The organism is Microcystis sp. M079S1 (assembly GCF_020246425.1).
GTDB classification, from domain to species: domain Bacteria; phylum Cyanobacteriota; class Cyanobacteriia; order Cyanobacteriales; family Microcystaceae; genus Microcystis; species Microcystis aeruginosa.
Genome location: NZ_JADBSZ010000001.1, coordinates 1 through 21593, shown reverse-complemented (window position 1 = coordinate 21593; position 21593 = coordinate 1). Strand labels below are relative to the sequence as shown.

20 protein-coding genes, 2 tRNA genes and 1 pseudogene are annotated in these 21593 nt (G+C 42.5%); 11 read left to right on the top strand and 12 right to left on the bottom strand.

The features are described from left to right. The 4 genes from IM456_RS00115 to IM456_RS00100 form a co-directional block, all read right to left on the bottom strand. Window positions 1–237: DUF29 family protein (locus IM456_RS00115; protein WP_287693142.1), on the bottom strand; the 237-nt coding region annotated here is incomplete at its 3' end. A gap of 457 nt (window positions 238–694) precedes the next feature. After that, window positions 695–1348, bottom strand: coding sequence for an SH3 domain-containing protein (locus IM456_RS00110; protein ID WP_149986958.1), 654 nt, complete (start codon window positions 1346–1348; stop codon window positions 695–697). Window positions 1349–1518: 170 nt separating this feature from the next. Beyond that, window positions 1519–1923 carry a type II toxin-antitoxin system VapC family toxin gene (locus IM456_RS00105; RefSeq protein ID WP_185240610.1) on the bottom strand — a complete coding sequence of 135 codons (405 nt, stop codon included), beginning with the start codon at window positions 1921–1923 and terminating at the stop codon, window positions 1519–1521. 6 nt (window positions 1924–1929) lie between these two features. Beyond that, complete coding sequence (locus IM456_RS00100) at window positions 1930–2226, bottom strand: hypothetical protein (protein ID WP_045362253.1); 297 nt, start codon at window positions 2224–2226, stop codon at window positions 1930–1932. A 280-nt stretch (window positions 2227–2506) separates the two neighbouring features. Between IM456_RS00100 and IM456_RS00095 the strand changes: the two genes are divergently transcribed. After that, window positions 2507–2764: a hypothetical protein gene (locus tag IM456_RS00095; protein WP_287693141.1), complete on the top strand. Its 258-nt coding sequence runs from the start codon at window positions 2507–2509 to the stop codon at window positions 2762–2764. Continuing rightward, a complete protein-coding gene (locus IM456_RS00090) occupies window positions 2757–3533 on the top strand; it encodes a class I SAM-dependent methyltransferase (protein ID WP_287693140.1) in 777 nt (258 codons plus the stop codon). Before IM456_RS00095 ends, IM456_RS00090 begins: the two co-directional genes overlap by 8 nt. Here IM456_RS00090 and uvrA read toward each other — a convergent pair. Together uvrA and cysE are read right to left on the bottom strand one after the other, a co-directional pair. Then, on the bottom strand, window positions 3490–6402 hold the full coding sequence (gene uvrA, locus IM456_RS00085) for an excinuclease ABC subunit UvrA (protein ID WP_287693139.1): 2913 nt from the start codon (window positions 6400–6402) through the stop codon (window positions 3490–3492). The genes IM456_RS00090 and uvrA overlap by 44 nt on opposite strands. Before the next feature lie 190 nt (window positions 6403–6592). Then, the gene (cysE, locus tag IM456_RS00080) at window positions 6593–7366 is read right to left on the bottom strand and encodes a serine O-acetyltransferase (protein WP_149986952.1); all 774 of its coding nucleotides are present in this window, start codon (window positions 7364–7366) and stop codon (window positions 6593–6595) included. Window positions 7367–7583: 217 nt separating this feature from the next. On the opposite strand from cysE, the gene IM456_RS00075 reads away from it, so the two are divergent. Further along, entirely contained in the window at window positions 7584–9215 is a 1632-nt protein-coding gene (locus IM456_RS00075; protein ID WP_287693138.1) for a choice-of-anchor I family protein, read from the top strand. Here the strand turns inward: IM456_RS00075 and tsaB are convergent, their stop codons facing one another. The 4 genes from tsaB to IM456_RS00055 form a co-directional block, all read right to left on the bottom strand. Further along, complete coding sequence (gene tsaB, locus IM456_RS00070; RefSeq protein WP_287693137.1) at window positions 9216–9818, bottom strand: tRNA (adenosine(37)-N6)-threonylcarbamoyltransferase complex dimerization subunit type 1 TsaB; 603 nt, start codon at window positions 9816–9818, stop codon at window positions 9216–9218. 29 nt (window positions 9819–9847) lie between these two features. After that, window positions 9848–9919 (bottom strand) — tRNA-Lys (locus IM456_RS00065). A 63-nt stretch (window positions 9920–9982) separates the two neighbouring features. Further along, complete coding sequence (locus IM456_RS00060; protein ID WP_149986949.1) at window positions 9983–10855, bottom strand: aldose epimerase family protein; 873 nt, start codon at window positions 10853–10855, stop codon at window positions 9983–9985. Window positions 10856–11087: 232 nt separating this feature from the next. Continuing rightward, window positions 11088–11774: a diacylglycerol/polyprenol kinase family protein gene (locus IM456_RS00055; RefSeq protein WP_287693136.1), complete on the bottom strand. Its 687-nt coding sequence runs from the start codon at window positions 11772–11774 to the stop codon at window positions 11088–11090. Window positions 11775–11829: 55 nt separating this feature from the next. Between IM456_RS00055 and yidD the strand changes: the two genes are divergently transcribed. Further along, window positions 11830–12060 carry a membrane protein insertion efficiency factor YidD gene (yidD, locus tag IM456_RS00050; RefSeq protein ID WP_287693135.1) on the top strand — a complete coding sequence of 77 codons (231 nt, stop codon included), beginning with the start codon at window positions 11830–11832 and terminating at the stop codon, window positions 12058–12060. 16 nt (window positions 12061–12076) lie between these two features. Here the strand turns inward: yidD and IM456_RS00045 are convergent, their stop codons facing one another. After that, entirely contained in the window at window positions 12077–12835 is a 759-nt protein-coding gene (locus tag IM456_RS00045; RefSeq protein WP_002757745.1) for an LmeA family phospholipid-binding protein, read from the bottom strand. A 198-nt stretch (window positions 12836–13033) separates the two neighbouring features. Between IM456_RS00045 and IM456_RS00040 the strand changes: the two genes are divergently transcribed. The 6 genes and pseudogenes from IM456_RS00040 (at window position 13034) to IM456_RS00015 (ending at window position 19392) form a co-directional block, all read left to right on the top strand. Continuing rightward, window positions 13034–14173 (top strand): ferrochelatase, encoded by a 1140-nt coding sequence (locus IM456_RS00040; RefSeq protein WP_287693134.1) that lies wholly within the window; start codon window positions 13034–13036, stop codon window positions 14171–14173. 88 nt (window positions 14174–14261) lie between these two features. Next, a tRNA-Arg gene (locus IM456_RS00035) sits at window positions 14262–14334 on the top strand. Between the two features lie 793 nt (window positions 14335–15127). Continuing rightward, window positions 15128–15498, top strand: a pseudogene (locus IM456_RS00030) (transposase family protein); the annotation flags it as partial. Between the two features lie 742 nt (window positions 15499–16240). Continuing rightward, window positions 16241–17923: an alpha/beta hydrolase gene (locus IM456_RS00025; protein ID WP_287693867.1), complete on the top strand. Its 1683-nt coding sequence runs from the start codon at window positions 16241–16243 to the stop codon at window positions 17921–17923. A gap of 155 nt (window positions 17924–18078) precedes the next feature. Continuing rightward, a complete protein-coding gene (locus IM456_RS00020) occupies window positions 18079–18630 on the top strand; it encodes a DUF2854 domain-containing protein (RefSeq protein WP_149988119.1) in 552 nt (183 codons plus the stop codon). Next, complete coding sequence (locus IM456_RS00015; RefSeq protein WP_149988118.1) at window positions 18631–19392, top strand: sulfite exporter TauE/SafE family protein; 762 nt, start codon at window positions 18631–18633, stop codon at window positions 19390–19392. Between the two features lie 178 nt (window positions 19393–19570). Here IM456_RS00015 and IM456_RS00010 read toward each other — a convergent pair whose 3' ends face one another. Beyond that, window positions 19571–20239: a hypothetical protein gene (locus IM456_RS00010; protein ID WP_149988117.1), complete on the bottom strand. Its 669-nt coding sequence runs from the start codon at window positions 20237–20239 to the stop codon at window positions 19571–19573. 163 nt (window positions 20240–20402) lie between these two features. On the opposite strand from IM456_RS00010, the gene IM456_RS00005 reads away from it, so the two are divergent. Beyond that, window positions 20403–21104, top strand: coding sequence for a DUF3120 domain-containing protein (locus tag IM456_RS00005; protein WP_149988116.1), 702 nt, complete (start codon window positions 20403–20405; stop codon window positions 21102–21104). Window positions 21105–21593: the final 489 nt, after the last annotated feature.

The window sequence follows — 21593 nt, the reverse complement described above, 5'->3', positions numbered from 1 at the left end:
TTGTAAAAGTAATAAATGCCTGATCACTTGTTCAAGTAAGCTACTGACTCGGTTTTTATCTCTTTTACTCAAGCTTTCTAATTCCTCAATTAAATGGATTACATCTAATTCATCTAAGCGATTTTCCTTGAGGAGTTTTATTGTTTCCTCTAACCAAAGCTGTTGATCAATTTCGTAAAGTAGGGGTAGGGTTTCTCCTCCCTCTACTTGCCAGGGACTCTGATTTAAAGTTTTCATTGCATTGTTTACGGTTCTTAATAGGAGATAAGTACCCTCATATATATATTAGGCGACTTTCTCCTAATTTTGATATTGACACGGGAAAAATTACCGCCCCTCCTTACAGTAACTAACTGCCATTATCCCTAAATAAATGTAAAAAAGATTAATTTTCGCCAAAATAGTTGACTTTACACTCCTCCTGTGCTGCGGTGCGCTTCAAAGTAGGTTGGGTTGAAGCATGAAACCCAACGCTAGAAACGACTCTAAGACCGATAGTATCTCAGCTAGGGAAAGTATGTTTCCATTCAATTAATTTCTAAGCACGAGTGGTTGAAGGAATAGAGGACGGTTTACTCAATCCCTTCGCCTTCGGCTTCCCCCTTTGAAAGGGGAGGTAGGGGGGATACCCAAGAAGTTATTTTTCGATTCTTGATCAGGGGGTATAAACCTAATTTTTCCGTAGGTTAAGTTTTTAGTTTTTACACAAAGAAACATTTTCATTGATGCCAGTTTTCCCCGTTAATATCCAGCCTTCTTGTGGTGATTTTATGGCAACCCAGTTCAGATTATCATTGGTTGTAAAGATTATTAAAGGAAAAAATTCGCCTTTAATCATTTGTCCACTTTTAACGATGCCTAAAGGACGAGAATTAGTGGTAGAGTCTTCATAAATTACTAAGCCATTTTTCACGGAAGGATTAACGCGCAAGCAAGGAATATTTCCTAAAGAGGTGTTATAGGCAGTAACAGTATTTGTGGCTTTGAATTGACCATTTATCCAACAGCCATATTGTATTTTTCCCGAACCTATTTGATTGATGTCATTGTCTAATCTCCACCAGTAGGTTTCTTGTTGTTTCTTCTCTGCATTGGGGGTGTCAACTTCGCCAAAACATAATTGCTGTAATTCTAGTCCTGCTCCCAAGTCCATATTGGAGAAACCGAAATCTATATTTGCATCGGTTAATTTATCCCAACGTTGCCATAGTGTCCAGCCTGTTTGGGGTTGATTATTGGAACCATTCGGATCGCCTATTTCTGCTTGTGTCTTTATGGAGAAAAGATTGATCAAGCTATAAATTGTTAAACTGAGTAAGCTGGTTTTTAAAATGTTGGATATTCTCATCTTGAATTATTGTTTAGAGGAGTAATAGAAAGTAATGATCAAGCAGGATTTGGAGAATAAACCTCTACGGAGGGGAAAGATATTGTCCGGTGCGTTAACATAGTGTAACGCACCCCTTTACTGACTCAAGCTGTTAAAATATGTCGGATGACTTAAAGATTGTGTTCAATTTATAACTCTACCCAATTCTCTAAACTTAATCCTTCAACCCTCAATAAATCACTGTCATTAGAAACAACAATTAAACTTTTAACTATAGCAGTAGCAGCAATTAAAATATCTTCTGTTTGTATGGGTAATCCTCTTAATCTAAGATCAGCATGAATTTCGGCTGCTTTTTCTAAAATAGCTAAATCATCTAATAAAATAATTTGATAATCCTGACAAAGTTGGTTAAATCTTTCTCTTTGTTTAGGTGCAGCAACTGCCAAAAATCCCCTCTTAATTTCAAAATAAGTAATGCAACTGATAAAGATACTTTTTCTTTGAGCTTTGACATCTTCAATTTTTTGATAAATTTCAAGATTACGCTTAATGATCAAAGAGACGATATTAGTATCTAACAAATAACTCATAATTACCTATTTACGCTTAATTGCTTCATCGAAAATAGCCATTTGTTCAGGAGTAAAATCGCCGCCAATTTTTGACAGGATTTCTGTGGACATAATAAAGCTACAATGCTCTTTCAATTCTGCCTCTGACATAGTGTTAAATTCCTCAAAAGGTAAATTTTTTTCAAATAATTCAACCAAATGTTTCACTATTTCTGAATAATTAAGCTCCTCTTTAAAGAAAGGACGGTCTTCCATTAAAATAGAAACAACTTGCTCAATTCTCTTAATCATCGATTTTTGTCTGACATCAGTTGATAACATATTTATGCCTCCAGTAAATTTTCAATAATATTTATCAACTGCCAATATATCAAGTTTCTCGTGGTTATGCAACATCGTGAGTTCGATCTCGAAGAGAAGAGATCGGCGTAACGGTGTCTTGGGTGGGATGTATCACCATTCTCATCGGATGGTGGTTTCTGCGATGTCGAACCTGTTTGGGGTGAAGATGTCTTTATGGTTAAAAGACCGCAGGAGACGCACCTTGTCAGGCGAGGACATATGACACTATTATAAGATAGTAGTAACCTGAGCCGAAACCATGAAAACAATTAGTTTTAAAACCCGTGCAGGAGAAGATGGAACATTACAAATATCTTTACCGCCTGAACTTAAAAACACAGATTTAGAAGTTACCTTAGTTTATCAGCCAATATCTCTAAAAGAACAAGAAGAAAAAACTACATTTAGCCAATGGCAAGAAGGCTTTTTTGAAGAAGTAATTGGCGGTTGGGAAGGTGAATTATTAGTAAGAGAAAAACAGCCAGATTATGAGGAAAGAGCGATCGAGAATGATTAAGGACAAAAATCAGCAAACCTATAAAGACCCTAGTATTGTCGGTTATTATGCCCAATTAACCGCGCTACAGCCGGCAGAAAAGACAATTTTAACCCTGCTGCAAGAGCGTTTATCAACCATGAAAATGCTTGATTTAGGGGTAGGTGCGGGACGAACTACGAAGTATTTTGCCCCTCTTGTGGGAGAATATATCGGTGTTGATTATTCTGCGGAAATGATCGCCGCTTGTCGTCAAAAATTCCCCCATTTAGTCTGGCAAGTGGCCGATGCTAGAAATCTAGAACAATTTGCCGATAATTATTTTGATTTTATTCTCTTTAGTTTTAATGGCATTGATTATATTTCCCCTGCTGACCGTTTCCTAGTTTTAGAGGAAATTAGCCGCATCGGTAAAGCGGGTGGTTATTTTTGTTTTTCTAGTCATAATCTTCAGGGAATTATCCCAGAATTCGATTGGAAAAAAAAGATTAGTTTGAATCCTTTTAGTAGCTATGTAAATTTAGTGATCTGGGCGATTTTGCGGGTCTGTAATCCCTCTCTTAGCTACGAACAGTTATTGACTGCTGACTATGCAATTATTCGGGATGAACCCCATAATTTTCGTCTCCGAAATTATTACGCCACCCCCAAAGAACAATTAAGACAGTTAAGGTCTTACTTTCAAGAGATTAAAATTTATTCTTGGAAAACCGGTCAGGAAATTAAGAGCGAACAAGAGTTAAATACTAATCTTGATCATTGGCTTTATTATCTCTGTCTTCTTCCCTAATATTATCCTGCTTTTTTGGGGGATATTGAAGTAATGCTTGGGCAAGATAATGACCGGTGTAGGATTGTTCACATTTAGCCACGGTTTCCGGTGTTCCCACCGCGATTAATTCTCCTCCCTTGTCCCCTCCTTCTGGTCCCAAATCAATAATCCAATCGCTACAGCGAATCACGTCGAGATTATGTTCGATGACGATAATCGAATTACCTTTATCGACCAATCTTTGTAACACATCTAAGAGATGATGCACATCATAAAAAGATAACCCCGTAGTCGGTTCATCGATCAAATATAGGGTTTTTCCCGTGGCCCGTCGGGATAATTCGGCCGCTAATTTCACCCTTTGCGCTTCTCCACCGGATAAAGTGGGCGCACTTTGACCGAGTTTACAGTATCCTAAACCCACATCCACGAGAGTTTGTAATCTGGTGGTGGCCCGGGGGACATTTTCAAAGACCTTTAATGCTTCCTCGATCGTCATATCTAAGACATCGGCGATCGAATACCCTTTATACTTAACCTGTAGGGTTTCCCGATTGTAACGCGCCCCTTTACACACATCACACTGCACATAGACATCGGGGAGAAAATTCATCTCGATGACGTTTACTCCTTGGCCTAGGCAAGCTTCACAGCGTCCTCCCTTAACATTAAAAGAAAACTGCCCCGCTTTGTAACCTCTAGCTTTTGCTTCGATGGTTTCGGTGAAAATCTCGCGAATAATGTCAAAAACCCCCGTATAGGTGGCAGGATTTGACCGAGGAGTGCGTCCTATCGGTGATTGGTCGATGACAATTACTTTATCAACCGCGTCCAATCCTTCCACTTTATCTAACTCTTTGGGGAAGGGAGTTAAACGGGTTAAATGATGTTGTAAAGCTGGATATAATAACTCATTAATTAAGGTGGATTTGCCTGAACCAGATACTCCCGTAATCGAGACTAATTTTCCTAAAGGAATCGTTACATCAATATTTCTTAGGTTATTTTGATGGCAATTTTTTAAGACTAAAGCATTACCATTTCCATACCTTCTTTGGGGGGGAGTTTCAATAACTTTGCGTCCCGATAAGTATGCCCCTGTTATCGATTTTTTGGACTTTAAAAGAGTTTTAAAACTGCCTTGACAGATGATTTCTCCGCCATGAATCCCCGCTTTCGGACCGATATCGACTATATAATCGGCTGCCCGAATCGTTTCTTCATCGTGTTCGACGACAATTAAAGTATTACCTAAATCTCGCAATCTTTGCAGGGTTTCTAACAGTTTACTATTATCTCTTTGGTGTAATCCGATGCTAGGTTCATCGAGAACGTATAATACTCCTGTTAATCCCGAACCGATTTGAGTGGCTAATCGAATTCGTTGGGATTCTCCCCCGGATAAAGTCATCGCCGGTCGATCGAGGGTAAGATAATCTAATCCCACATCGATTAAAAACTGTAGTCTCGCTTTGATTTCTTTGATGGCTAATTCCCCAATTAATGCTTGTCTTGGGGTTAAATGACAATCATTAATTCTCTGCAAACAATCCCGAATGGGAACTCCGGTAAAATCCGTGATCGTATATTGTCCTAAACGTACCGATAAAGCTTCCGGTTTTAATCTTTTTCCGTGACAAACTTCGCAGGTTTGGTTAACAATATATTTCTCTAGTCTTTGTTTAATAACTTCCGAGGTGGTTTCTTGATAATTCCTATCTAAGATATTGATAACTCCCGCAAATTCTCGATAGTAACCACGACCAGTATCATAACGGTAATCATCTTCAAAATAGATCGGTTCTTTACTCCCATAGAGAATGATATCTTGCTGGGTTTTTGTTAGTTTCTGCCAAGGGGTTTGAATTTCAAAACCTAAAGCTTGCCCTAAACCGTAGAGGAGAGAAAGATAGTAGGAGTTATCCTTATCTGACCAGGGGGCAATAGCAGAATATACCGGTTGTTTTGGGTCTGGAATGACTAAATCTGCCGAAAATTTCCGTAAACTGCCCAATCCGTGACAGTTGGGACAAGCACCATAGGGAGAATTAAAAGAGAATAAACGGGGGGATAATTCTTCCATAACTGCCCCGTGTTCGGGACAGGCAAATTTCTCAGAAAAGACAATTTCTTTGGTAACTTCGGGATTATCTTCGTTATTCTCATCGAGAATTTCCACAATCGCTACACCATCGGAATGCTTTAAACAAGTGGTTAAAGAATCTACTAATCTTTCCTGTAAACCCTCTTTTTTGATCAGGCGATCGATAACAATTTCAAGATCATGAAGATGTTTTTTATCTAACTCGATGCCCTCGGATAATTCTACTACCTTGCCGTCAATCCGCACCCGGGCAAAGCCTTGGGAGGCCAAACTAGAGATTAATTGCTTATGCGTGCCTTTTTTGCCGCGAATTACCGGGGCCAAGATTTGAAAACGGGTTTTCTCGGCTAATTCCATCACTCGATCGCACATTTGATCGATGGTTTGGGGGGCAATATTGCGATCGCAATGGGGACAATGGGGTTCCCCAGCACGACCGAACAATAAACGCAAGTAATCGTAAATTTCCGTTACAGTTCCCACACTAGAACGGGGATTGTGGGAAGTGGATTTTTGGTCAATGGAAATAGCCGGACTTAAACCCTCGATCGCATCCACATCGGGTTTATCTAATTGTCCCAAAAATTGGCGCGCGTAGGCGCTGAGGGACTCCACATAGCGGCGCTGTCCCTCCGCAAAAATAGTGTCGAAAGCGAGGGAAGATTTGCCCGATCCCGAAACTCCCGTAAAAACAATCAACTGATTGCGGGGTAATTCGAGATCAACATTTTTGAGATTGTGTTGTCGGGCGCCACGGATACGGATCGAGTCAGTTTGAGCCATCGGACGGTGCCAAGTAGTCCTTAACAATCATAGCTTTGACAAATGGGTTTCAGCTACTAAGTAGGTAGGTGTTAAAAATTGTCAGATACCCCCTTATTAAGGGGGGATCGCAGGCAAAATCTATCTTCTATTTAATTAAAACCACTTACTTAGAAAACCAGTCTTCTATCATATCAGAAGATTATCGGAGTTAAACCGCCCGTTCGAGAAACTCGCGCATATCCTGGTCGGCCGCAGGACAACAGCTATGACTCGCTTCTTCTTCTAAATGGGCTAAAACTGGGCAATTAATCCGATAATCTGGTTCTTTTGACCGTTCTAGCCGCAATTCGTACACTTGTTTTTCCAGTTGTTCGATGCGGTCCACCAGAGCGCGAATAGCCACCGCTTCCGAGTCGGGTAAATCACCGTGTTCGAGGGGTTCCACCCGCGTCCCGGCCCGATAGATTAAACGACCGGGTACACCAACAACGGTACAATCGGCGGGAATATCGCGCAGGACCACAGAACCAGCACCGACGCGAACGTTATTACCCAGATAAATATTACCTAAAACCTTGGCCCCAGCGCCGACGACCACATTTTCCCCTAGAGTCGGGTGTCGTTTACCGCTTTCTTTCCCCGTCCCTCCTAAAGTAACTCCTTGATAGATGAGGGCATAATCACCGATAATGGCCGTTTCTCCGATGACAACTCCCATGCCATGGTCGATAAAAACACCCTGACCTATTTGGGCACCAGGGTGAATTTCGATACCAGTCAGAAAACGGGCAAGATGGGAAATTAAACGGGGAATAAAGGGAATCCCGATCTGATATAGCCAATGGGCGAAGCGATGGCACAGTAAAGCCTGTAATCCAGGATAACAAAACAATACCTCTAACCAGTTGCGGGCAGCGGGGTCACGTTCAAAAATGATCTTGAAATCGGCTAGGAGAGTAGATAACACGAGTCTTGATTCCATATTGATCGAGCTTATACTAAACCATGTTATCACTCCGGTAAATGAGCCGTTCAACTAAAAAGCGATCGAGTAACCCGTTTTCCTCGTTCGCTTTTACTGTTCTCGGCCAAATTTTGAAGATATCCTTAATTTCTCTCTTGTTTAATCTTCCTTTAACTTGGGTCTGAAAAAATGCGATTGTTTAGCCTTTTTTTGCAGGTTTTCAGCTAAAAAAAACATGATTCATGTTATCTATCGTCACCATTGGAAATTTTTATTAACCTTGCTGTCAATTGCTGGCAGTATCAACATCGTTACTGAATCGGCCTCAGCTTTAAATATCACCCGATTGAGCAGTCTTGGCAATAGTACAACTGCTGCTAATAACTTCGGGTCAGAAATTCCCGCTTATGACCCCGCTAGTCGAAAATTATTCCTGACCGGTCCCAATAATCGTCTAGATATTGCCGATATAAGCAATCCCGCTAGTCCAATTCCCTTACCCTCGATCGATCTTAGCTCCTACGGTGCTGGGGTTAACAGCGTTGCCATCAAAAATGGTATCGTGGCCCTGGCCATGGAAGCTAATCCGATTACCAATAACGGCAGTGTAGTATTTTTCAATACTAATGGTGTCTTTCAGAGTCAGGTGACTGTGGGCGCTTTGCCGGATATGTTAACCTTTACTCCTGACGGTAATCGGGTTTTGGTCGCTAACGAAGGGGAAGCGAGAGGGGCAATCAATCCCGATGGTTCTATTAGTATTATTGACCTTAGTGCTGGTGTTCTCAATCCCACGGTCAACACCGCTACCTTTACCAGTTTTAATGGTCAAGAGAACACTTTCAGAAGTCAGGGAGTCCGTATTTTTCCCAGTCAAACGGTTTCCCAAGATTTGGAACCGGAATACATCACCGTTTCCGAGGATGGAACCACTGCATGGGTGTCTCTACAGGAAAATAATGCTATTGCAATAGTCAATATTGTTAACGCTCAAGTCACCAGTATTTTACCCCTAGGAGCCAAAAATTTTAACGCACCGGGTAATGGTTTGGATCCTAGCGATCAAGATGGAGGGGTAAATATTAATAATTGGCCGGTTTTTGGCTTATATCAACCGGATACGATCGCTACCGTTACCATCGCCGGACAAACCTATTTAATTACTGCCAATGAAGGGGATACTAGAAATGAGGCCCGACGAGTTTCTAATCAAAATCTAATTTTAGACCCCAATGCTTTCCCTGATGCGGCCAACTTGAAATTAACCCAAAATCTCGGCCGTTTGGATGTTTCTAGCATCGACGGACTTAACGCCCAAGGTCAATATAGCCAACTTTTTGCCTACGGTGGTCGTTCTTTTTCGATTTGGAATGTCACTAATGGACTGTCCCAAGTCTTCGATAGTGGCGATGATTTTGAACAAATTTTGGCAGGTTTTTCGGCAACTCCCCTAACTGCTAGTATTTTTAACTCCGATGGTACTCCTAGCAGCTTCGATAGTCGTAGCGATAACCGCGGGCCGGAACCGGAAGGTTTAGCAGTAGGAACTGTGGGTAATCGTCTCTATAGTTTTGTGGGAATAGAAAGGGCTGGCGGTTTCATGGTTTATGATATCACCAACCCTAGTAATCCTTTGTTCACTAATTATATCAACGATTGGCAATTAGGGGATATCTCTCCCGAAGGATTATTGTTTATTCCCGCTGCCGATAGTCCTAATGGTACTCCCCTGTTAATTGTTGCCAATGAAGTCAGTCGTAATGTGGCGATTTATTCCGTGAAACCTGTCCCAGAACCTAGCGCAGTTTTAGGATTAGTAACCCTCGGACTAGCTGGCTATAGTTTGAAAAAAAGAGGGAATTGCTAATCACATCCCGTAAAATGGTAGCGCCTCCGACCAATGGGGGCGTTTTCCCATTTGCCAATCCAAATAGGCTAAATCGAGGATATCGGGGGCATTTATGCCTAAACAACTGGGTGTGGCTAATCTTTGATAGGAAATAGTTAAGTTTTCTAAAGTCCGCTGCCATTGTTCCAGAGTCATCAGGCTATCAGCTAAATAAACCTGATTACCCCGATAGATGCCCACATACAATTGTCCCCTAGTGGCGGGCATTTCTAGGGCTAGATAGGTATCGAGGGGGTAAAAATCCCGTTGTGACCAAGCCAAGGCCGCTAAACTGGAGACGGTAAAAATCGGTAGCTGTAATTGTTGTGCTAGGGTTCTAGCGGTGACTATACCGATGCGGGTACTGGTAAAGCTACCAGGCCCCTTAGCGGTGGCTAGAAAGGCTAAATCAGCCCATTTTTGCGGAGCCAGGAACTGTTTTAGATAGGGGTGGAATAGGTTCGATAAATCCCTGTCTAAGTCCCAAGTTTGTTGACGACTATCATCGCTGAAATTAGAGAGGGCCAGTCCTAGTTGGGGACTGCTGGTATGCAAGGCTAATCCATAGACAGGGGAAGACAAGTCAATCTTTCTGTATCAGTAAGTTTTTATGGGTCGCCTGGGATTCGAACCCAAGACCAATCGGTTAAAAGCCGAGTGCTCTACCGCTGAGCTAGCGACCCGTTTTGTGTTCTGCACACGATTTATCAATATAACATCTTATCGAGGCTAAGTCAAGGGGAAATTTAAATTTGATTGACTCGCATTTCCACGATCGCCTCACGGCTACTCTGGGGTTCTAAGTAGGTCAAATGTTCGCCTGTGTTGAGGGCGTTGCGGGGGGCGCTCCAGGGTTCGAGACAGATATAATTTTTATCTTTCAGAGTCCAAAAAACTATAGTTGTATAGAGATCGTCGTAACCGAGGATAATTTGACGCTGATGATAGGAATCACTAAAACTACTTTGATGGCGAGTAATTTGCGGAAAAGCGGCATCAATTTCTTCGAGATTAAAGTCAAAGTTGCCGGAGTAGGAATGGAGGGTTTTCCTGCGTTGATCGAGGTATTGGGAGGAGGGAATATCAAAGGATAATCGGGTTTTATCGGTGACTTGAAAATAGGGATGGAACCCAATAGAAAAGGGCATTCTTTCGCGGGAAAGATTAATAACTTTTTGGTGAATTTTGAGGCTGTTTCCTTGCAGTTGATAGGTAAAGATTAATTGAAAATCAAAGGGATAGACTTGACGAGTGACCGGATTACTGTTTAATTCTAGGGTTAAACTAGCGGCGGTTTCGGTGCTTTGTTTGCTCACTTGCCAGGGTAAATCACGAGCAAATCCGTGTTGTTTGAGGCTATAGTTTCGTCCTTGGTGTTGATAGGTATTATCGGGTAAGTTGCCGCAGATAGGGAATAAAATCGGGACTCCTCCGCGCACGCTGAGGTTAGGATCTTTAAATCTTTCTGTGTCCAGATATAAAATATCTTCTCCGCAAATTTGCCAACGGGTGATGATTCCTCCCCTAGGGGGAACCACTTCCAGATAAGCGTCAGCCTCTTCATCCTTGAGACAATAGGTAAGATATTGATTTTGGTTTTGAGTGATAGTAAAGGTCATATCAGTTATCAGTTATCAGTTATCAGTTATCAGTTATCAGTGAATATCGTCGGTCTTCGGTAGTTTGAAAGTGGAATTAAATATAAGATGAACGTAGGTTGGGTTGAAGCATGAAACCCAACGCCCGATCATGTTACGCTACCACTAACCCATCCTACAAATAATTGTGCCTCCCTACTTAGCTTAACCAATGAGGTTTTAGATTCGTCCCTTGTGAATAAGCTGGGATAGCCTAGCTTGAGATAAAAATTTGAGTGAGAAAATAGGCAATTGCGGCACTACCAACGGGTACAGTGAGATTATCTATACCCAGTTTCGAGAAAGTTTCTAGAATAGTAGCTCCGATCGCTGTCAATAAAGATACTAGAATAATTGGCGGATTAATGCCATTAACAAAAGATAAAATAATCAAGCTGACTAAAAAGCTGATTACTAACATAGTCAGGGAACCTTCCAGACTTTTGCCACTGCCGAAAATTTTGTAGGGATGTTGACCGAAATTTTGTCCGACTAGGGCTGCTAATCCGTCTCCCAAAGCCATAATTAAAATACCCATTGCCGCATATTCGGGGTGAGAAATTGGCCAAAAATAAGCCACGAGAACACCGATACTAACAGCATAAAAAAAAGTTCCCCAACTGCGGCGACCAACACTATTAAGACTGGGCAAAATGGGGAAAAAATAGGATAGGATAGCAATAATTGCCGCTAGGATGGCCGCACTTATTCCCACCCAAGCGGGGATATTTAACCACCAGGCAAAAAGGATGACGTTTCCTGTGCCAATGTGGACAACTTTGCGGGTAATTTCGCCATCGGTACTGAAAAGACTTTTTAATTTTTCAGCGATCAGAATCAGAACAGCTAGGTAACAGGCGACTAAACCGATCGAAAATAGGAGAGAGTGGGATAGTTCCACGTGGCAAAAGCGAAAATTGACTATCTATTTAGTTTAGGCGATCGAGGTGACATTGATGAAAGGAATTTTTATTGGCTTAATTGAGGGATATCGACGGTTTATTTCGCCGCTATTTCCCCCTTCCTGTCGTTTTCAACCCACCTGTTCCCAGTATGCCATGGCAGCGATCGAGCGCTTTGGTGTGCTGCGGGGTTCTTGGTTAGCAATTAAGCGTATTCTCCGTTGTCATCCTTTTCACCCCGGAGGTTACGATCCTGTGCCTCCCTGTAGCCACAAGCACGATTAAAAGGCCAAAATACTGCCTATTTTCTTTGGGGAAAACGCTCGATATCGGCGATACCATAAAAGATGATCTGTTTATCTTTTAAACGTAGTCGATCGACTCTTAATTGGGTACCATCGAGGGCAAATTTATCTAAATCCATGAGGTTGTTAACGTGGCTGATTAAAGCTTCTCCTAAAGCTTTCGATCTTTCGTCCCCTTGATAAACCACCTCAACAAATTGAATTTTTCGCCGTTCTTCCACAACCACAGCAGTGGTCATTTCTAGAAGAATTGGTTCTTCTTCTCCCAATTTGATCAGACTTTTCAGAGTTAAAGTTTTATCGTCATTGAGAATTAATTCCGTATTCTGACAGTGAATTGATTTACCTTCGTACTCTAATCTTTGCAGTTTTTCGACAATAAAAGGTGTATTAAAAGAGGTGGTTAAGTCTTCTTCCGTTAAAACTACCCGCAAAGTGGCCCGCGTCGGTTGACGGAGTTTTACCTGTCCGGTAAAAATGGCACTAAAATCGATCGCCACCGCTTGTACATACAATTCCATGGCTTCGATGCGTAGACCATTGTACATCAGCATCGACTGACCGATAAAGTCAAAACCGTCGATACTGCCTTGCAGTAATTTGGCCACGGGTTCGGCGCGGACAGTGGCTTTCAGCTTGCCTGTCCGTTTGAATAATGCAGCGATCGCAGCACTCACCGCCTTACTGATGAGTTGATCGCCGCTCTGATTGGGAAAAGGTAAGCTACCAAACACGCCTGCTGTCATATCTCTCATAGGTGGGACTGCAACGATCTTAACATTATTTAAAGTTTCTTTACATCTCGTTTTATTAATGAGGATGATAAGCAATCTGTATGATTCTGTAGAGGTTATAAATTTTTAGCGGTCTATCCCGTGCTAGGGGATAGGATAGAAAAGTGCTACTATCCCAGTGATATAGCGTTTTTCACTTAGAAAATCGGGGTTAAAAACGTGGTTGCCATTTCAGATCAACAACAGTTAGCCGCTACCCACAACCACAGCGATCGAGTGGCGGTATTATTGATGGGATACGGGGAAGTGGAGAGTTATGAGGACTTTGCCAACTATAATGAACAGGCCTTAAATTTGCTGACGGCTAAGTTCGCTCCTGTACCGACTTGGGTTTATCCTCCCCTAGCGAAATTATTGGCCATATTTGACCTACACGAATGGCAACACCAGCATAATCACTTTATTTCGCCCCATAACCACATTTTCGAGCATCAAAGACAGGAAATCGAGCGCAATTTACAGGCAAAATGGGGTAATCGGGTGGAGGTATTCAAAGCATTTAACTTCTGCGCGCCTTTTTTACCAGCACAAGTATTAACGGAAATCCGCGAGCGGGGATTCGAGAAAATTTTGATCTATCCTCTCCTCGTGGTTGATTCTATCTTTACCAGTGGCATTGCGATCGAACAAGTTAACAAAGCTTTAGCTCAAGGACAAACGGGGGAACATTGGGTCAAAGGATTGCGCTACATTCCCTCGTTTTATAACCAACCCGCTTATATAGAGCTAATGGCGCGGTTAGTGGCAGAAAAAATCGCTGCCGAGGTAGCTAGTAGCTGTCTTCCCTCGCAAATTGGCATTATTTTAATGAATCACGGTTGTCCCCACGAAGCTAAGGGATTTACGTCGGGAATCGATGAAAGTCAAGCTCTATACGAGTTAGTCCGGGAAAAATTAATCTATCGTTATCCCTTGATTTCTGTGGGTTGGTTAAATCACCAAACCCCCTTAATTAAATGGACGCAACCGAATGCAGAGTTAGCGGCGAAGAATTTGATTGAATTGGGGGCAAAAGCCTTAATTTTCATGCCGATTGGCTTTGCTACGGAAAATCACGAAACTTTACTGGATGTGGAGCATATTATCGAAGCTTTACGCCGCAAGCACGACCAGGTTAATTATGTGCAGATGGCCTGTGTCAACGATAACCCCGAATTTTGCCGGATGGCTGCCGATTGGGCCGAGGAACATATCGAAGCTTTGGTATCACAAGAGGCTTTATCTGTCAATAGTTCTGTAACAATTCCTCACATTCATTCCGATCACCATCATCACCACGGACATCACCATCATCATTAAGCTTGGACAGTGGCAAAGAGGGGCAACGGCGAAAATTAGTCCTACCACTTGTCACTGTTGGAGGTATAATCTATAATTGTGCTTTCCTGGGTACGTAGCTCAATGGATAGAGCATCCGCCTTCTAAGCGGACGGTTGTAGGTTCGATCCCTACCGTACCCGTTATTGTTAACTAGGGATTGGAAATTCTCTCCTATCGTCCCGGGGACAATCGCTTTGATGCGGTGAGCGTCGAATTAGGTCAGTTGAATCCCGTCGGTTGATATTAATTCTGTTTAATTTAGTTGGCGATCGAGTTGAAGCGCAGTCAAGGGAGAACGCAAAGGCGAATAGGACATACTGCGCCACAATATCTCACGGAATGAGGATATAGAGCCTGAGAAGGAGTAAAACAAGAGAAACTACCTGAAACTCCTTCTAAAAAAACGGAAGTGATCGCTAGTGTGAGAGATATATAGGGCTTGCTGAATAATGGTAAAACCCTTTTAAAATAAGGCTTTTGACCTGTTAAAATCCGATGTTCATGCTGCGAAAATAGGATTGGGACATTCAAAAACCTGGCATTATCCTTCTTTTAGTACATAAACTGGTACAAAAAAGAGGGCAACAAAGCCTGAAACGACCGGCTACTGACTCCTGACTCCTGACTCCCAACCCCACCAACAAACTTTTTCAGCAAACCCTATATAAGTTAAGATTTGTGACGCAATCGCTACAAAGCAGAATTAAGGGACTTGCGTGGGAATAGTATCCCGATCGATCGGAGGGCGCAAGCTTTGCGCCCCTACAGTAACGGATTTTGTCCACAATGTAGGGGCGAACTGCGTTCGCCCAAAAGGTACATTATCAAAGCGCAAGTCCCTAATAGTTCCAGTGGTTCAGGGAGATGAACTGATGGCTCTTCTAGGTTCTGTGTGAGGATGGTATAATAGTAATACAGAACAGGAGGTGGGTTATGTGGATAAATTTTGATCAACTCCTCGATTTACCAAATGTAACAGTGGTCAATTAAGCTAAACGGCGCTTAACCTGCATGATCCAATAGCTATAACCCTTTTGGAGTCTATATCGGTGATCCGAAGTAAAAGCCGTTTAGCTTATCAAAAAATTGAGCAGACAATTTTCCTAAAGCTCGCTCTTTTAAATGAAACAATTGAATGTCCGAATTGCCATCAAATCTTGGACAGAATCAATCAGACAGAGTATAATCTAGTCAGAGATTTATCAATATTAGGCAGTCTGGTATATTTAGAAGTACCACGCCGCCAGTTTCATTGTCAAAAGTGCCAAAAGTATATTAAAGACCATTTTGAGGTTAACGAATTGATTAGGATTTGAGCGAGCCAATTGGCGATCGCAATATCGGCACTGTTCTGCTTACCTTATTCGCTAAAAAGCATACAGGATAAAGGTTACAGCAATTTTAAAACCCTTCCCTTAAAAAATTAAGCGAACAATGAGTCTTTATGCGGCAAGTCTTTCAACCGATTTTACTCCTTCACTCCCGAAAAATTGAGCGAACGATGAGTAATGAGTATGGGGGGAAAATTGATGAGGGGAATTGGACTAGAGCGGGTAGGGGCACAAATCGGACTCAAGAATTGGGTGTACAACCTCAAGCGTTATGTGTTCTGGCAGAAACAGGAGTCATGCCTAGCCGGGGGTCAGTGTGTCTAGCAGCAGCAAGAGAACAGATTAGGTTGGCAGATTTTGACTGACAGAACACCTTGTTAGTCATTTAAAATTATTCCCCCTTTACCACTGTATATCGAGGGGATTTCCTCGACCAACACTTTGTTAACAAAATCTTTTATTCGAGGTGTCCTCCAGATTAATCTATCGATTTTAACAGGAAAATTTAGAGGTTTTGCTCATGCTTTTTCGTCCTACTTTACTTGGCACTTTATCGCTTGCCCTAGTCTTAAATTGGCCCCTTAGTGCCTCAGAAACCTGCGTCCCGATACTTTGAGACTTGGTCAAGGAAACCAAGTAACCAAGACCGTTTTTCAACCGACCGTATGCCACTTTTTCCTTTTAATTGTTGTCATCTACCCTAACTAAAAATCCCATGATTATCCCCCGTTTACAAAATCTGTTTACCAGAAATAATTCCACCCGTCGGCTGCGAGCTTTTCTCCTAGGTCTTTTCGCTGTGGGTATGACCGCTTTACCCCTAAAAGCCGCTGAAGAAATTGAATTTGTCTATACTCCCCTCGTCTTTTCTGTATCGGTAGCATCCCTAGAAAATTTTGCTAAAGAAGGAAAGATCGACGCTAATTTAAAAAGATTTCTTGCCAGAGCAACTCCCGAAGCAAGAGAGCAGTTTCGTGAAGCTTTATTAACAAAGATTGACATCGATCCTATTTTACTATCTCGTTTTTTTAATAGTGTGATGGGTGCTGATATGCTCTCTCGTTTGGGCAAAGGCATCACCATTGAAGGGGGAATTAATGGTAAATATGCCCTGCGGGGTGCGATTGTTAGTGCCGCTTTCGATCCGGGAGGATTAACCCTTTTAAATGTGCTGAAAAAATTCCCCAATAATATCCAGTTACAGGGGGAAGAAATCCTCGGACTAGCTAAAACCATCGATTATGCGGTTTATGTGGCGGAAGTATTTATCAAAGATATGCGCCTCTGGACAGCCGAGGAAGCCGCTGCCGTTAAACCAGCGATTAATTATGCCAGTTTACCCGATTTGCGTCAGCGCGGTAGCTTTCAGGTAAAAAAAGAAGTTTGGAACCTAACCGATAGCAGTCGCAATCGCAGTTTATATGTGAATGTTTATATCCCGCAAACTTTCCGAGAAGGCAAAACACCTGTAATTATTTTTTCCCACGGATTAGCCTCGCGACCAGAAGATTATGCCCAAGCAATTGAACATCTAGCTTCCTACGGATTTTTAGTAGCGGCACCGCAACACCCCGGCAGTGATACCCAATACCTACAAGGAATGTTAGGGGGGTATTATCGCAATATTTTTGATGGCAATGAGTTTATTAATCGACCCAAAGATATTAGCTTTGTCATCGATGAATTAGCAAGACGAAATGCTAGTCAATTTCAAGGTAAACTTAACCTCACTAATGTGGGAGTAGCGGGTCATTCCTTCGGGGGTTATACATCTCTAGCTGTTGCCGGCGCACAAATTGATTTTGATAATCTCGCCCAAGATTGTAATCGTCCTTACTCTGGGATTAATATCGCTATTTTACTGGAATGTCGCGCCCTAGAATTGCCTAGACAGGTCTATAATTTTCGCGATGAACGAGTCGCGGCTGTCTTTGCAGCTAATCCCGTTAACCGCAGTATTTTTGGGGAAAAAGGTTTAAGTAAAATCTCGATTCCTGTCCTCTTGGGTTCCGGAAGTTATGACCCAGCAGCTAATCCGATTTTTGAACAGGCCATTCCTTTTACTTGGTTAAAAACGCCGGATAAATATCTGGCCATGGTGGAGGGACAAGCTCATGTAAATTTTACGGAATTGGATGCAGGAATGCAAAAAACCCTAGAGTCTGTGGTCGATATCACTTTACCCAATCAAAATTTAATCGAGGATTATGCGGGGGCTTTATTGGTCTCTTTTTTTGAAGTTTATATTGCTGATAATGAAAAGTTTCGTCCTTTTCTTCTGTCTAGTTATGCAGAATATCTCAGTCAGGGACAAAAGTTCAAATTAGACTTTATTACTGCCGCTTCTGACCAGAAATTATCTCAATTAATTGAGAAATTGCGAGTACATCGCCAATAGGCAATAGGCAATAGGCAATAGGCAATAGGCAATAGACACTAATTGCCTTCAGTAGCTAATAACTGAAAAATCTCCCCACTGCCCATCTGCAAAAAAGATTCTTTTGAGTTGTATAATCTCTAAAGGATTAGCGTACTCAAGAAAAAAATTATTTCATGCTCAGGAAAATTAGACTATCATACTTTGGCTTAATTTTAGGCAGTATTTTAACGGTTATCGGGATTATCGGTTATGCCCAAGGTAACGCCACGGTCAATTTAGCGGGGTTTTTCTACGGATTACCGTTATTATTGGGAGGTTTAGCCCTAAAAGCTTCAGAAATCAAACCTATACCCTTCAGTCAACCCACTAGCCCCGAAATCTTGCAATTGCGCCAACAACAGGCTACTATCACCCAAACCAAACTTCGCAAGGATGTCACCCGCTATCGCTACGGACAGGAAGTGCATCTGGATGAAGCCCTAGAAAAGCTGGGATTAAGCCCCACGGACGAGGAAAGACCGACTTTAGTGGCAATTCGTGAAACTGCTGTTGATTTCGCCTATTGTCTCACCCTAGAATTTGAATCACCCCTTTTACCCCTAGAAAAGTGGCTGGCAAAACAAGAAAAAATCGAAAGATACTTTGGACCAGGAATTAGAGCCGAAATTAAGCAAGTTGACGAGGAAAAAATTGATTTAGCCCTAATTACTATCCCTAACGCCTAAATGCTCACGCCTATTCAGTATGGCTTCCTAGCAATCGCTGCCGTGGCTGCCGGCTTAATTAATGCTCTTGCCGGTGGCGGTAGTCTGATTACTTTTCCGACGCTGATGGCGGTGGGTATCCCACCGGTGATGGCAAATGTGACTAATACCGTCGCTTTATGCCCGGGTTATCTGGGGGCAACCCTCGCCCAAAAAAAAGACCTGCACGGGCAACAAAAACGGATTCAGTTATTGCTACCATCGGCAGTTATTGGCGGCATTATCGGTGGTATTTTGCTGTTAAATAGCAGCGATCAAGTGTTTGACCGCCTCATTCCTTTTCTGATTCTTTTAGCGGCGGCTTTATTGGCTTTTCAAGATACTTTACGCTCTTGGTTGCAGCGGCGACAGGGAGATAAAAAGGGCAATATCCCGGAAATTTGGGCGGTTTTACCCATCGCTCTCGCTTCAATTTATGGTGGTTATTTTGGAGCGGGTTTAGGTGTGATTGAGTTAGCAATTTTGGGCTTATTTCTCAAGGATAATCTCACGAGATTAAATGCTTTAAAACAGTTGCTTTCTTTGGTGGTTAACGTGGCGGCATCTTGGTTTTTTCTCTTTTCTAATCAGGTATATTGGTCGGCGGCGATAGTGGTAGCAATTGGCTCTTTAATTGGGGGTTTATTGGGGGGAAAACTAGCTATAATTATCTCTCCTAGTTATCTGCGCTCGACCGTGGTAATTCTGAGTATTATTACCGCTACAGTTTATTTTCTTCGTTAACAAAATGTTTGTCAATAAGGTGTTTTATTGATGGATATTGATAGATTTTTTCCTAGTTCTAAAACCCGTTCTAATTGTCTCTATCATACCAAATCCGCAAGGTGGGCGTAAGTCTATCTTCAGGCATTGCCCTGTGAGTTCAGAAGCCCCGACAATCTCGCCGAGCGGGTAGTTCACCCTAAAAAGATTGTCCCACTTCTAAGACTTTCGTTTGTCCGTTGCGAGACAAAATAACCTGTTGACTACCAACTTGCACTAAAGTCCAACCGTTGATAAATTCCCCCGGAGAAATACGCGTCGTTATCCCCTTATTATCAAATAAAGCTGAAGATCGATCGCCTAAATCCATCACCCCCACCAGGGTATTTTTCACCTGATTATTAGTGGGAATAACCGCTGCCAACGGCCGATTCACTTGGGGGGCAGCCGGTAATGGTGGCGCGGAAATGTCGGGATTTGCGGGTGTAACCGGGGCAATTTTGGCAGCAGTTTCAGGGGTTTGGGGATAAACGGGAACGTAAATTCTTTCTATGATCTGGGGAGTATTATTAACCGGTAAATTAGCGGGGGGTGGTGGTGGAACCGTGGCTACCGGAGAAGGGTTATTTTGGGGATCAGGATCAGGATCGGGGGATGAAGTTTGACCTTGGCGATCGATAATAGCCAGGGATGATTGCAGATAGGCGATAAATTTTTGCTCTTCCTGGGAAATCGTGCCATTTTGAGAGACAGGGGCATTTTTTTGACTGATTAGCCATGCCACCACCCAACCTAGATAGACGCAAGCAATGACAAAAATAAACTTATCTAGGGGCATTCTCGGATTTTCCTCATGGCCTGCTGCCATATTTTTGGCACTCCTCGATCGCTGCTGTCGTTTCGATTCTAACAGGATAGCGCATTGCCAAAAACAATTTTTTAATTTACCAAAATCCCCCTAGGGGGGATATAGTAGAGAGAGAATGATGTATCTTAATATAAGTGAAGTTTTGTAACAATTCTGAAATCCTTTGCTCAACTCTACCCTAGTCCCCAGCAATCCCGATCGCCTGAAACCCCTAGTCCCTAACTGGGAAAAATGTCAATCCGTCTTTTGGACAGCAGCATTTCTGGTATCAGTCCCCGTGTTCATACAAGCGCCCCTAGTGCGCTACTATCCCGAAATTAGCCTAGGTTTAACCCTTTTCTGGGTGGGGTTAGGGATTTGGCTGCTCAAACAAGCAAAAATCAGTCTTTGGGGAGATTTACTTTTGGGCTTTAGTTGGAGTTGGTTAGCAGGTTCTCTGTACTGGGGTTGGTGGCGTTGGGAACCCTTGATCCATATTCCCATGGAAGCGATCGGGCTGCCCTTTGTTCTCTGGGGATTATGCAAAGGTCGCGGCAAAGTGGGCAATCTTTTCTATCTTGGTTCTTTGTTAGGAACCGCCATCACCGATGTATATTTCTATCTAACGGGACTAATTCCCTACTGGCGACAATTAATGACCGTGGAACTAGATCCCAACCTAGTATCGCCGATATTTGATAACGCCTTGGCCCAAATTCAGACCCCCTGGGGCATCAGTTGGGCGATCGTGCTGCTCAACCTGCTCCTAGCGATCGGTATCTATCCTTTGCAAAAACGGGTATGCCATTGGTGGGCATTTAGCGGAGCCGTATTGAGTACAATTTTAGTCGATGGTTTATTTTGGATTACCGCTTCTCTGGCCTAAGGGTTTTCCTAGCTAAACTTCTTAACATTCAATTGATGAATTTTGCCAATACATTGCTCCCAACACATTCCCAGCAAGGGTTATAGCTACAATGATCGATTTTTATCACAGATGTCGGGGTGAAGACCCTCGCTTTTAGCGACGGGATGAAACCCCGACCAGAATAAAACAGCACTTCGACACATTTCGACAGGCTCAATGTAAAGGCTCAGTGACACGAAGCACGATTAAATCCTTGACAGTTTAGCCTTGCATAGTTGACCATAGTAAATATAGTTTGGTAAGTAAGATGTTAAAAGCGTTTAAGCTGGGAGGGGGACAAGCCAGCTAGAAGGTAGATAGGGCAAACGATATAGCTCTTTGTCCCTTGATGTAATCCTTCAACCGATAGCGGCTAATTTGCATTAGCTCTTCTATATTTTTTGGGAACATTTGATGTAGCTGGAGCCAATGATAGAGATGTTGACCCACATAAAAACTGCTGTGTCT